The organism is Brachybacterium sp. GCM10030252, from assembly GCF_042666535.1.
In the GTDB taxonomy this organism is placed as follows: Bacteria; Actinomycetota; Actinomycetes; order Actinomycetales; family Dermabacteraceae; genus Brachybacterium.
Genome location: NZ_JBHTDM010000036.1, coordinates 100,575 through 113,142, shown reverse-complemented (window position 1 = coordinate 113,142; position 12,568 = coordinate 100,575). Strand labels below are relative to the sequence as shown.

10 protein-coding genes are annotated in these 12,568 nt (G+C 71.6%); all 10 read right to left on the bottom strand.

Features of this window, described 5'->3' with window-relative positions:
* Window positions 1-48 precede the first annotated feature (48 nt).
* Window positions 49-1,425, bottom strand: a complete 1,377-nt coding sequence (locus ACFQRJ_RS16675) for an Nramp family divalent metal transporter (protein ID WP_377020344.1) — start codon at window positions 1,423-1,425, stop codon at window positions 49-51.
* Window positions 1,426-1,555: 130 nt separating this feature from the next.
* Window positions 1,556-2,698: an amidohydrolase family protein gene (locus ACFQRJ_RS16670; RefSeq protein WP_377020343.1), complete on the bottom strand. Its 1,143-nt coding sequence runs from the start codon at window positions 2,696-2,698 to the stop codon at window positions 1,556-1,558.
* Window positions 2,699-2,834: 136 nt separating this feature from the next.
* A complete protein-coding gene (locus ACFQRJ_RS16665; protein WP_377020342.1) occupies window positions 2,835-3,167 on the bottom strand; it encodes a DUF559 domain-containing protein in 333 nt (110 codons plus the stop codon).
* Window positions 3,168-4,094: 927 nt separating this feature from the next.
* Window positions 4,095-5,711, bottom strand: a complete 1,617-nt coding sequence (gene ffh, locus ACFQRJ_RS16660; protein ID WP_377020341.1) for a signal recognition particle protein — start codon at window positions 5,709-5,711, stop codon at window positions 4,095-4,097.
* Between the two features lie 116 nt (window positions 5,712-5,827).
* Complete coding sequence (locus ACFQRJ_RS16655; protein WP_377020340.1) at window positions 5,828-8,158, bottom strand: HD domain-containing protein; 2,331 nt, start codon at window positions 8,156-8,158, stop codon at window positions 5,828-5,830.
* 4 nt (window positions 8,159-8,162) lie between these two features.
* A complete protein-coding gene (locus ACFQRJ_RS16650; protein ID WP_377020339.1) occupies window positions 8,163-8,501 on the bottom strand; it encodes a P-II family nitrogen regulator in 339 nt (112 codons plus the stop codon).
* Entirely contained in the window at window positions 8,498-9,910 is a 1,413-nt protein-coding gene (locus ACFQRJ_RS16645; protein WP_377020338.1) for an ammonium transporter, read from the bottom strand. Before ACFQRJ_RS16645 ends, ACFQRJ_RS16650 begins: the two co-directional genes overlap by 4 nt.
* Window positions 9,911-10,111: 201 nt before the next feature.
* Window positions 10,112-11,629, bottom strand: coding sequence for a signal recognition particle-docking protein FtsY (ftsY, locus tag ACFQRJ_RS16640; protein ID WP_377020337.1), 1,518 nt, complete (start codon window positions 11,627-11,629; stop codon window positions 10,112-10,114).
* A gap of 260 nt (window positions 11,630-11,889) precedes the next feature.
* Complete coding sequence (locus ACFQRJ_RS16635; RefSeq protein WP_377020336.1) at window positions 11,890-12,060, bottom strand: hypothetical protein; 171 nt, start codon at window positions 12,058-12,060, stop codon at window positions 11,890-11,892.
* An 82-nt stretch (window positions 12,061-12,142) separates the two neighbouring features.
* Window positions 12,143-12,568, bottom strand: coding sequence for a nucleoside-diphosphate kinase (ndk, locus tag ACFQRJ_RS16630; RefSeq protein WP_377020335.1), 426 nt, complete (start codon window positions 12,566-12,568; stop codon window positions 12,143-12,145).

Sequence of the window (12,568 nt, the reverse complement as noted above, 5' to 3'; positions counted from 1 at the left end):
GCGGTGCCGACGGCATGACGCGCCGACCAGGTGTGGGGCGCCGAGACCTCACCCGCCCAGCGTTCCGATCGCCTCGAGCAGCTGGTTGGCGCCGAGGACGACGAAGACCAGCGCGATGATCCCGAGCACCACGTTGAGCACCCATCCGTTGCGCCACGCCTGCGGCATATGCCGCGAATTCAGCAGGAACAGCAGCGTCAGGGCCAGGAACGGCATGAACAGCGAGCCCAGCACCCCGTAGGCCACGATCACCTGCACCGGCTTGCCGAGCAGGAGCAGCAGCATCGGCGGGAACGTCAGCCACAGGATGTAGAAGCGGTAGTAGCGACCGCCGATGCCCCGGTCCCGATGGCCTTCGGGACGCCTGCGCACATGTCCGAAGAAATCCGCGAACATGATCGAGACGCCGTTCCACACCCCCAGCATCGACGAGAACGACGAGGCCCAGAATCCGATCAGGAAGACCCAGCTCATCGGCTCCCCGTACCGGGAGGCCAGGACCTCGGCCAGATCGACCAGGCCCTGATCGCCCTCCTCGATGGCGATGCCGCCGGAGTAGAGGAGCTCAGCACCCACGACGAGCATGGCGACCACGAAGATCCCCGAGATCACGTAGGCCATGGCGTTGTCGATGCGCATCACGCGCATCCAGCGCGGGGTGGACCATCCCTTCGCCGCCAGCCAGTATCCGTAGGCCGCCAAGGTGATCGTGCCGCCGACGCCGCCGGCGATGCTCAGGGCATAGAGGAGCCCGCCGTCCGGGACGCGCGGGACGAGTCCGAGGAGGATCTCGCCGATGTTCGGAAGGGTGACGATCGCGGCGCCGACGACGGTCACGAACATGACTCCGACGAGGACCGCGATGATCTTCTCGAGCCGGTGGTAGTGGCCGAGCCAGACCAGCGCGGCACCGATCAGTCCGCAGCCGACGGCGTAGACCATCAGCGGCACCTCGGCGACGCCCCCGATGTCCCCGATCACGGGCAGTTTCGGGACCAGTGCCACCAGGGGCAGCGCGGAGGCCGACATCGCCGTCGCGCCGTACACGAAGCCCCACACCATGATGTACGGGCCGAAGTAGAGCGAGGTCCACCAGCCGAGCCTCCGCCAGCCCTCGAAGATGGAGTGGCCCGAGGCCAGGGTCCACCTCCCGGCGCCCTCGACGAGGAAGATCTTGATGATCACCCCGGCGACCGCGGCCCACAGCAGGGCGTAGCCGAACCGGGACCCGGCGACGAGCGTTGCGACGAGATCGCCCGCACCGATGCCGGTCGCAGCCACCACGAGGCCGGGGCCGATCAGTCGCCAGCGCGGTGGGGCCTCCGGCTCGGTCGCAGCCCCCGCCGCTGCGCCGGCTGTGCCGGGCCCGCCCGGTGCGTCCGGCGCGGGCGTGGCGTCGTCGCCAGGATGCTGCTGTGGATCCATGGTCCGATGCTACGGGCACCGGTGCCTCTGCTCCGGGAGGTTCGCCCCCGCGGGTGCTCCGTGCTCGCGCGGCAGCGACAACGTCAACGTCAACGTGCCAGCGCTCGGCGATCGCCGCGAGGGGGAGCGCTCAGCGGCCGCGTGGGAGCACCCTGCCGCCCAGCACGATCGCACTGCGCTCGCGCAGGGCGGTGTGGTCGCTCCGCGGATCTCGCGGCAGGACCAGCAGATCGGCGGGAGCACCGTTCTCGAGGCCGGGGACGCCGAGGAACCGACGAGGTGCCCAGGCGGAGGCCTCCAGGATCTCTGTCCCGGTCAGGCCCGCCCGGGAGAGTTCGTCGAGCTCGTCATGGATGATGCCGTGGCCGAGCACTCCCCCGGCGTCGGTCCCCACCAGCAGCTGGACCCCCGCGTCGTGGGCGTCCCGGGTGCGCTGGAAGCGGGCCTCGCGCAGCCGGCGCATATGAGCGGCGTAGGCGGGGAACTTCTTCTCGCCCTGCGCGGCGTACGTCTCGAACTCGTCGACGTTGACGAGGGTGGTGACCACCGGGACCTCGGCCGCGGCGGCTCGCGCGATGGTCTCGTCGGTCAGACCGGTGGCGTGCTCGAGGCAGTCGAAGCCGGCGTCCAGGGCCAGCGGCAGCGTCTCCTCGTCGAAGGTGTGGGTGGTGATCCGGGCTCCGGCGTCGTGGGCGGCTCGGGCGGCGGCCGCGAAGTCCTCGGCGTCCCAGCACGGGGTCAGGTCGCCGACGTCGCGGTCGATCCAGTCGCCCACCAGCTTCACCCAGCCGTCGCTGCGCGCCGCCTCCTGAGCCACCGCGCCGGGGAGCTGCTCGGGCTCCAGCTCATGGGCGTAGCCGCGGAGGTATCGCCGCGTGCGGGCGAGGTGGCGCCCGCAGCGGATCAGCCGCGGCAGGTCACCGTGCCGCTGCAGCGGGGAGTTGTCGATGATGGAGCCGGCGTCGCGGATCAGGAGGACTCCGGTGTCGCGGTCGGTGAGGGCCTGATCGCGCGCCGTCTCGAGGCTGGTGCCTGCCCCGTCGTTCCCGATGCCGATGTGGCAGTGCAGGTCCGCGAGGCCGGGAACCACGAAGCCGTCGACCTCGACGACCTCCGTCCCGGCCGGCAGCTCGGGTCGCTCGTGATGGATGCGCCCACCCATCACCCAGGCCTCGGGGATCTCCTGCTCCGGCCCCAGCAGCACCGGCCCGCTCAGATGCAGGACGTCCTCGTCGCCGTGCTCGGGTGCCGTGGCAGTCGCTCCAGTGCTCATGTCTCGAGGATATCGACGCCTCGTCGCTCCGCGGCCCCGTCCCAGCCCCCACGGCCCAGCGCCCCGGACCGACGCGTTCGGTTCCGATGTGTTCCACTGCTTGGAACATATCGGAACCGAACCGGGGTGCTCACGGTCAGCCCCGGGACGCATCACGATCCTGGCCGGAGGTCGGCATCCGTGCCCGGATGGCCGCGTCGAGGCGCGCGAAGAAATCCGCAGGCCGCTGGAAGTCCGCGACGGAGATCCTGAGCACCTTCCATCCCAGATCGTGAAGCACCTCGTTCTTATGCAGATCGCGCTGCCACGTCCGCCTGTCCTCGCGGTGGTGCTCGCTGTCGTATTCGATCGCGATCCGCCACTGGTCATATGCCAGGTCTATGTAGAAGAGGGAGCCGGTCGCACCGTCACGCACCGAGACGTTGGGCGCAGGCTCGGGGTAGCCGCGAGCGCAGATCAGCAGCCTCATCCTCGTCTCCATCGGCGACCACACCCGCTCCCGCGCTTCGTTCGCAGCTCGGCGCACGGCGCGCGCGCCCCGTCCGCGGGAACTTCTCGCGTCAGCTCGGATCTGCTGCAGGGGCACGCGGATGCTCGCGCCGTGACGGTCCGCAGCCAGGGCGTCGACGCACGCCACAAGTTCCATCCGGGACAGCTTCGGGGCGATCTCCTGGAGTACGGTGACGGGCGCCGAGATCGTCAGTCCGCCGAACTGGATGGTCGGAGCGGGCCGTCTCTGGTGAACGACGAGCGATGCCTGGGTCCTCCGAGCCCCGCCGCGACCCATGCGACAGTGCAGCCCTGCGCCCTCCCTGCGGGTCAGCCGCCGAGGCAATGGCAGCCCCAGCAGTTCGGCTGCGGTCTCATCGCTGATCACGGAGCCGGGCACGACGACGGTCTGCAGGGCGAAGGCCACGTCCGTCAAGGGCGCCGGAGCGTCCGCCCGACAGCACAGGCCCGGGAGCGGGGACGTGATCGCTTCGGACGCGAGCACCCTGGGATGCATGCCCTGCTCGCGGAGCACACGACGGGAGTACATCGTGCCCGGCTTCACGTCCCGAGCCTCTCTCAACACCATGGGCGGGACCATATTGGTCGCGTCAGGTGGCGTTCCGGTGCCACCGGTCCGGTGTGCAGGACGACGCTCTGGGGAGGAAAGGTCCTCGCCGGAGACATGACGTGCACGTGCACGTGCCGAGAGCGGCGTACCCCTCCCTGGTGCCCGGCCGCGTCGCGACCCGTACCCTGCGCCATGCCCCGCGCCGGCTGACAGTGCTACACGACGCCCTACCACGATGGGTTCTGATTTGTTCCGGCACGCGGAACAAATCAGAACCCAACCAGGCCCGCGAGGCGCGTGGCCGTCGGCGCAGGGACTATGCCCCACGGCGTCACGTCACTTGCCGCCGAGCAGCTTCTGCATCTCCGGGGGCAGCTGACTGGGGTCGAAGTCAGTCGCGTCGGGAGTGCCCTGGGTACCGGCCGCGGTGCCGGCGCCGAAGGCCGAGTCGCCCTGCGCGCCCTGGCTGGCCTTCTTGGCCGCCTCGGCCTGCTCACGGGCCGCCTTCGCAGGGTTCTTCGACTTCGACTTCTTGACCTGCTTCTGCGGGGCCTGCTTGCCGCGTGACTTCTTGCCCATGCCCATGCCGGGCCCGCCGGGCATCCCCGGCATCCCGCCACCGCCGGGCATGCCACCGCCGCCGCCGGCCATGCCGCGACCCATCGTCTTCATCATCTGCTGGGCCTGCTTGAACCGCTCGAGCAGCTGATTGATCTGCTGGACGGTGGTGCCGGAACCTCGCGCGATGCGGTTGCGGCGCGAGCCGTTGAGGATCTTGGGGTTGTTGCGCTCCTCCGGCGTCATCGAGCGGATGATCGCCTCGACCCGGCCGATCTCGCTCTCGTCGAAGTTCTCGAGCGCCTCGCGGTACTGGCCCATGTTCGGCAGCATCCCGAGCATCTTCTTGATGTTGCCCATGCTCTTGAGCTGCTGCATCTGGGCGAGGAAGTCGTCGAGGGTGAAGTCCTCGCCGGAGGCCAGCTTCTGCGCGGCCTTCTCCGCTTCCTTCTGGTCGAAGGCCTTCTCGGCCTGCTCGATCAGGGTGAGCACGTCACCCATGTCCAGGATGCGGTTCGCCATCCGGTCCGGGTGGAAGCGCTCGAAGTCGTCGAGGCTCTCACCGGTGGAGGCGAACAGGATCGGGCGCTCGGTCACGCCGGTGACCGACAGGGCGGCACCGCCGCGGGCGTCGCCGTCGAGCTTGGAGAGGACCACACCGGTGAAGCCGACGCCGTCGCGGAAGGCCTCGGCGACACGGGCGGCATCCTGACCGATCATGGCGTCGACGACGAACAGGGTCTCGTGGGGATTGACGGCGTCGCGGATGTTCCGCGCCTGCTCCATCATCTCCTCGTCGATGCCGAGACGGCCCGCGGTGTCGACGATGACCACGTCGTGCTGCTGGAACTGGGCGGTGGAGACGCCGTTCATGGCGACCAGCACCGGATCGCCCACGCCGTTGCCGGGCTCGGGCGCGAACACGGGCACGCCTGCTCGTTCGCCGACGATCTGCAGCTGGTTCACGGCGTTGGGGCGCTGGAGGTCGGCGGCGACGAGCATCGGGGTGTGCCCCTCGCTCTTCATCCACTTCGCGAGCTTGCCGGCCAGAGTCGTCTTGCCGGCGCCCTGGAGGCCGGCGAGCATGATCACCGTCGGGGGGTTCTTCGCCCAGCCCAGCTCACCGGTGGCACCGCCGAGCACCTCGACGAGCTCGTCATTGACGATCTTGACGACCTGCTGCGCGGGGTTGAGCGCCTTGGAGACCTCTTCACCGAGGGCGCGCTCGCGGACGCGAGCGGTGAACGAGCGCACGACGGAGACGGCCACGTCGGCATCGAGCAGGGCTCGCCGGATCTCGCGGATCGTCTTGTCGACGTCCGCTTCGGTGAGGCGGCCGTGGCCGCGCAGACCCTTCAGCGACGCTGTGATGCGATCGGAGAGGTTGTTGAACACGAAGCGCTTCCCCTTGGTCGTATGGACCGCACCAGTGTAGTGGCCTCGTCTGCACCTCCCCAGCGGCGCATGAGGAGAGACCTGACACGCCGCCGATCGCCTCGGCCCGGAGCGGCTCAGGTCGCGGCGGCGTCCATCAGTGCCGAGACGATCCGGCCGACGGTCGGCGGGTCCAGGGCGCGGCCGTGCTCATCGGTCAGGTACAGCACGTCCACGGCCCGCTGGCCGAGCGTCATCACGTGGGCGCTGCGCACCTGCAGCCGGTGCACGGTGATCACCTCGGCCACGTCCGCCAGCAGGCTGGGACGGTTGCGGGCGTTGACCTGGACCACGGTGGCCTCGCGGGAGGCGCCGGGCAGCAGCGTGACCACGGGCGTGTCCTCGGTGGTCCGCGGTGGCGGCGCCGGGGGCAGCTCGAGGACGCGGGCATCGGGCCGGTCGCGGTGGGCGAGCTCGTGGTCCAGGGCGGTGCGCAGCACGGAGGGGTGCGGGAGGTCCGACGGGGCGACCGCGACCCACCAGGTGTTCACCGCGACGCCGTCCATAGTGACGACCACGGCGCTGTGCACATCCAGCCGCAGGCGCACCAGCACCCGGGCCATCGCGGCGAACACCCCGGAGGCGTCGGGGGCGCCGACGCAGATCTGCGAGATCGGCTCGTTCTCGGTCGGTGCCGGGTAGATCACCTGGGCGCTGTCGGTGCGCTTGACCGCGGTGAGCACCGCATCCTGCACGGACCGCTGCGGCGTCAGCACCAGGCGCGGCGCCGGGGCGGTCCCGGTGAGGGCGTCGCGGGCGAGGTCGGTGAGGTGGTCGACGAGGTCGGCGCGCCAGGTGGACCAGGCGGCCGGCCCGGCGGCGATCGCGTCGGCCTCGGTCAGGGCGCGCAGGATCTCGAGCGTGTCCAGGTCGTGGCCGACGGCGGACAGCAGGTCGCGCAGGGTCGCGGGATCGGCCAGGTCCCGGCCCGTGGCGAGCCCGATCAGGGTGAGGTGCTCGCGCACCAGCGTGCCGATCAGTGCGGAGTCGGTCTTGTCGAAGCCGAGATGGCGGGCGGCGGCCTCGGCCAGCGGCGCGCCCTCGGCGGCGTGGTCACGCGCGCCGGGCCGCTTGCCGAGGTCGTGCAGCAGCGCCGTGACCAGCAGCAGGTCGGGACGACCGACGCGCGGCAGGAATCGCTGCGCCTCCAGGACGGTCTCGACCTGGTGGCGGTCGACCGTGAAGCGGTGGACGGCGGAGCGCTGCGGGCGGTTGCGGATCTCGCTCCAGCCCGGGACCCACCGGGCGAAGACACCCTTGACGTCGAGCGCCTCGTAGACGTCGGCGAAGTGCTCGCCCGCGAACGCGTCCACGAGCACGTCGCGCTGGACGGGCAGCAGCGGGTCGGTCCCGCCCTCGGCCATGCGCGCCAGGGTGGCGTCGGCCAGTGGCAGCCCGGTGGTGGCGGCGTGGCGAACGGCGGCGAGGTCGCGCAGCAGATCGCGCACCGAGGGGTCCACCGAGACCTCCCCGGCCTGGACCAGCACGCCGTGGGGCAGACGGGTCAGGGCGGGCCGACGGTCCGTGCCGGCGCCGCGGGTGGCGGCACCGCCCGGGGCGATGGCGGCCTCCGCGGCGCGGACGGTGCGGTGCAGCTCCCAGGTGACGGCGCGGGCGGCTTCGGCGAGCACGGTGTGGTGGTCGTCGGCCGTGGCGTGCCCGGTCAGCGCGGCGACCGCGTCCTGATCGGCGCGGCCCAGGCGCGTGCCCGAGGAGCCGGTGACCGCCTGCAAGGCATCCCGGGCGTCCCCGAGGGTGCGCGCCGCGGCGTCGACCACGGCGTGATCGTGGTCCGCCAGCCAGCTCTCGGCGATGGCCCGGATGACCGTGACGTCGCGCAGCCCGCCGCGGTCGGACTTGAGGTTCGGTTCGGTGGAGTGGGCCAGGGCGCCGTAGCGGTGCGAGCGGTCGAAGGCGAGGTCGACCAGGTCGGAGACCCGCCGGCGTGCCTCTCGGCGCCACTGGGTGCGCACGCGACGGGCGGTCTCCTCGACCATCTCCGCATCCCCGGCGACGTGGCGCAGATCGAGCAGGGAGATCGCTGCTCGCAGGTCGTCGCGGGAGACCTGTTCGCACTCGCTCGGGCTGCGGACAGCGTGATCCAGTGCCGTCCCGGAGTCCCAGATCGGGTACCACAGGGCGCTCGCGAGCCGCTCCGACTCGGAGGCGTCCAGACGCTCCGGGTCGATCAGCAGCACCAGGTCCAGATCGCTGCCGGGTCCGAGGTCCCGCCGCCCCAGGGAGCCGATCGCTGCCAGGGCCGCGCCGGACGCGGGACCGCCGGCCCCCGTCCACAGCTCGCTCAGCCAGCCGTCGACGAGGGCGGCCTGCTCGAGTCTGCGGGTGGGGCCGGCGGAGGGATCCGCGAAGCCGTCGTGGAGAACCTGCGTGATCCGGCGTACGGACAACGCCTCAGACGGCATCCGCGTCCCGTTCCCCGGTGCGCACTCGCACGACGGAGCCGACGTCGGTGGTCCAGACCTTGCCGTCGCCGATGCGCCCGCTGCGGGAGGCGGCGACGATGAGGTCGATGATGGCGGCCTCGTCCACGGTCTCGGCGAGCACCTCGACCTTGATCTTCGGGATGGTGTCGATCGTGTACTCAGCACCGCGGTAGACCTCGGTGTGACCACCCTGGCGGCCGTATCCGGCGACCTCGGTGATGGTCAGGCCGCTGACCCCGTACTCGCGCAGGGAGTCGGTGACCGCCTGCAGGGCGTGCGGCTGGATGATCGCGGTGATGAGCTTCATCGGGGCTCTCCTGTGGTGATGGGCCGGGGATCGTCGTCGGCACCGTCGGTCTCTTTCGCGGTCGTCGAGCCGACGGTACCCGGTGCGGGGTTCCGGGGCTCCCGGGACGCTCCCCCACCGGAGGAGGGCGCGGCGGTCGGGGCGGGCCCCCGGTCACGACGACCGGAGAGGGCTCCGGCGAGATCGTAGCCGGACTCGGCGTGGTGGGTGACGTCGATGCCGGCGAGCTCGTCGGCCTCGCTGATCCTCCAGCCCATCGTGTACTTCAGGGCCAGGCCGATCACGGCGGTGAGCACGCCCGAGATGAGCATGGCGACCACGGCCACCACGATCTGGACGAGCAGCAGGCTGACGCCGCCGCCGAAGATCAGCCCGCCCTCGTCGGCGAGCACACCGATCAGCACGGTGCCGACCAGACCGCCGACGAGGTGGACGCCGACCACGTCGAGCGAGTCGTCGATGCCGAAGCGGTACTTCAGGCCGACGGCGAGGGCGCACAGCGCACCGGCGACCAGACCCATGACGATCGAGGTGACCGGGTTCAGGGCGGCAGCGGCCGGGGTGATGGCGACCAGGCCGGCCACCACGCCGGAGGCTGCACCCAGGCTGGTGACGTGCTTGTCGCGGATCTTCTCGACCAGTGCCCAGCCGAGCATCGCGCCGGCGGTGGCGACGGTCGTGTTGACCCAGGCCAGGCCCGCGGTCTCGTCGGCCGTTCCGGCGGAGCCGGCGTTGAAGCCGAACCAGCCGAACCACAGCAGCGCGGCGCCGAGCATGACCAGCGGCAGGTTGTGCGGCCGCATCGGCTCCTTGCCGAAGCCCTTGCGGGCGCCGACGATCAGGGCGAGCACCAGACCGGCGATGCCGGCATTGATGTGGACGACGGTGCCACCGGCGAAGTCGACCGGTTCGGCGATCGCCGCGAAGGGCCCGTCACCGCTGAGCAGGCCACCGCCCCAGACCATGTGGGCCAGCGGCGCATAGACGATCAGCGACCAGACGAAGGTGAAGACCATCCAGGTGCCGAGCTTGACGCGGTCGGCGATGGCACCGGAGATCAGGGCGGTGGCGATGATCGCGAAGGTCATCTGGAAGCCGGCCGCGACGAGGAACGGCACGCCGGCCTCACCGAGGATCGACTGATCGTCGGTGCCGCTGAGTCCGAAGTACTCGACGGGATTGCCGAACAGAGTGCCGACGTCGGTGCCGAAGGCGATCGAGTATCCGGCCAGCGTCCAGGCGATCGCGACGACGGCGATGGCGCTGAAGGACATCAGCATCATGTTCAGGACGGTGCGGGCTCGCACCATGCCGCCGTAGAAGAGGGAGAGGCCCGGGGTCATCAGCAGGACGAGGGATGCACTGGCGAGAATCCAGGCAGTCGCCCCCGTGTCGAGGGTGAAGTCCATGTCGGCTCCAGGGTGGAGGGGACGGCCCGCGCTCCGTGAGGAGACGGGGCCGCTCGACCAGGCTGGTCGCGCCTCACATAGTGGGGTGCCCGCGCCGGATAACCCACACTCAGAAGCTGGCGTGATCAATCCGTGACCCAACAGGTCGCTCCGCGGGACGACGGCGGGACGACCCGGAGTCCGACCGCCACGCTCCCGGCGCTACTCCCCCAGCAGCGCGTCGACGAAGCCGTACGGGTCGAACGGGGTCAGGTCGTCCATGCCCTCGCCCAGGCCCACCATCTTCACCGGGACGCCGAGCTCGCGCTGGACGTTGACGACGATGCCGCCCTTGGCGGTGCCGTCGAGCTTGGTCAGCACGATGCCGGTGATGTCGACGGCCTCGGCGAACACGCGGGCCTGCTGCATCCCGTTCTGACCGGTGGTGGCGTCGATGACCAGGAGCACCTCGGCGACCTCGTCACCGTGCAGGCCCTTCTGGGCCACGCGGCGCACCTTGCCGAGCTCGTCCATCAGGCCCTTCTTGTTCTGCAGGCGGCCCGCGGTATCGATGATGACCACGTCGGCGGTCTCCTCGATGCCTTCCTTGACGGCGTCGAAGGCGACCGCGGCCGGGTCGGCGCCGTCGCGGTCGGCGCGGATCGTCTCGACGCCGACGCGGGAGCCCCAGGTCGTCAGCTGGTCGGCGGCGGCGGCTCGGAAGGTGTCGGCCGCTCCCAGGACGACGGAGCGCTCGGCGGCGACCAGGACTCGGGCGAGCTTGCCGACGGTGGTGGTCTTGCCGGTGCCGTTGACCCCGACCATGAGGATCACCGAGGGGACCTCGGTGCCGTCGGGGGCGGTGCGGCGACTGGCTGCGACGCGCCGGTCCAGGGCCGGGTCGATGAGGGTGACCAGCTCCTCTCGGAGGGCCTCGCGCACGGCGGCGGGGTCGTCGGTGCCCAGGACCTTGATGCGCCGGCGCAGGTTCTCCAGCAGCTCGTCGGTCGCGTCGGGCCCGAGATCGGCGAGCAGGAGGGTCTCCTCGATCTCGTCCCAGGTCTCCTCGTCGACGCCCGTGCCGCGGGTCAGCAGGGTGAGGATGCCGCGACCGAGCGCCCCGGAGCGGGCGAGGCGGTCGCGCAGACGCACCATCCGGTCCGCCGGTGCCTCGGGGGTCTCCAGCACGCGCGGGGCGGCCGTGGCCTCCGGCTCGGCCTCGGCCTCGGCCTCCGGTTCCGGCGCCGGTGCGACGGCCGTGTCCTCGGCCGGCGGCTGCTGCGGGGGCGCGCCGGTTTCCGTCGGGGCCGTGGCGTCGGCGGTGGGGGCGTGCTCCGCAGCGGGCGGCCCGCCGGCTCGGTCGGCCTCGTCGGTCTCCGGCCGCGCGGGCCGCACCTGCTCGGGCGCGCGCTCGCTCGGCGGCGTCGTGGGGGCCTCGGGCGGTGCGCTGTCCGCGGGGCCGGGTTCTGCGGTCGGCTCCGCCGGGGTCTTCTCGCCGGCGCTGGGCGCCGGGGGCGAGAGGGTGTCCGCCCAGCTGGGCGGGGCGGGCCGTTCCTTGACGGCTGTCGCCGAGCGGCTCTCGCCGCCGGCCGGCTCGCCGGTGCCGGGGCGCCGCTCGTCCTCGGGGCGGTCCGAGGACTTCTTGCCCCGGCTGCGGAGGTACGCCCACGCGCCGGCACCGAGCACGAGGACGCTGCCACCGCCGCCGGCGATCAGGGCGAGGATGTCATTGGGGTCCACGGGTCACCTCCGAGGTCGGGGAAGCCGACGATGCGGCGAGGACAGCGGTCAGTCTAGGCGGACGTGGTGGCGTGACCCCGCCCCGGGGCAGCACTGTGGAGAAACGGTCCTGTGGAGAAGCGGTGCGTCTCACGAGGGCCGGGCGGTCGGCGGGCGTCGATGTTCCGGCGAGCAGGCGACGGCCCGACACTCATGGGGGGCCGACACTCATGGGGCCACGTCACTGCTGGGCCACGTGGCCGCGGCCATGGGCCCACGCGTCAGTTCTTCTCGCGCGAGGTCCGCGAGACGTGACGGCGATCGCGCGGCGTCGGGCCCTCGTCGTCGTCCCGGCGGGCGCGCAGATGGGGCGCGGCGACCGCGAACAGGATCCCGAGCGCCACCAGGACGGCGATCCCCAGGAAGACGATGGTGACGAGGGCCGGTTGCATGCCCATATTGTGCATCGCGCCGTGGGGAGCCCGCTGGATCTCCCGGCGCGGCGCGTGCCGCACGGACCGATGGGTCGGGTGCTCAGCCGAGCTCGGGGAACCAGATGCCGATCTCGCGGGCGGCGGACTCCTCGGAGTCCGAGCCGTGCACGAGGTTCTGGATGACCGGCAGGTCGTACTCCCGGGCGAGGTCGCCGCGGATGGTGCCGGGCGCCGCCTCGGTGGGGTTGGTGGCACCGGCCAGGGAGCGGAAGCCGGCGATGACGCTGTCGCCCTCGGCGACGAGCGCGACCAGCGGGGCCGATCCCATGTATTCCACGAGACCCGGGTAGAAGGGCTTGCCCTCGTGCTCGGCGTAGTGGGCGGCCAGCTCCTCGGAGGTGGCGGTGCGCTGGGCGAGGGCGGAGATCTCGTACCCCTTGGCCTCGATGCGGCGGATGATCTCCCCGCGCAGGCCGCGCTGGACGGCGTCGGGCTTGAGCAGGACGAGGGTGCGCTGTGCGGTCAT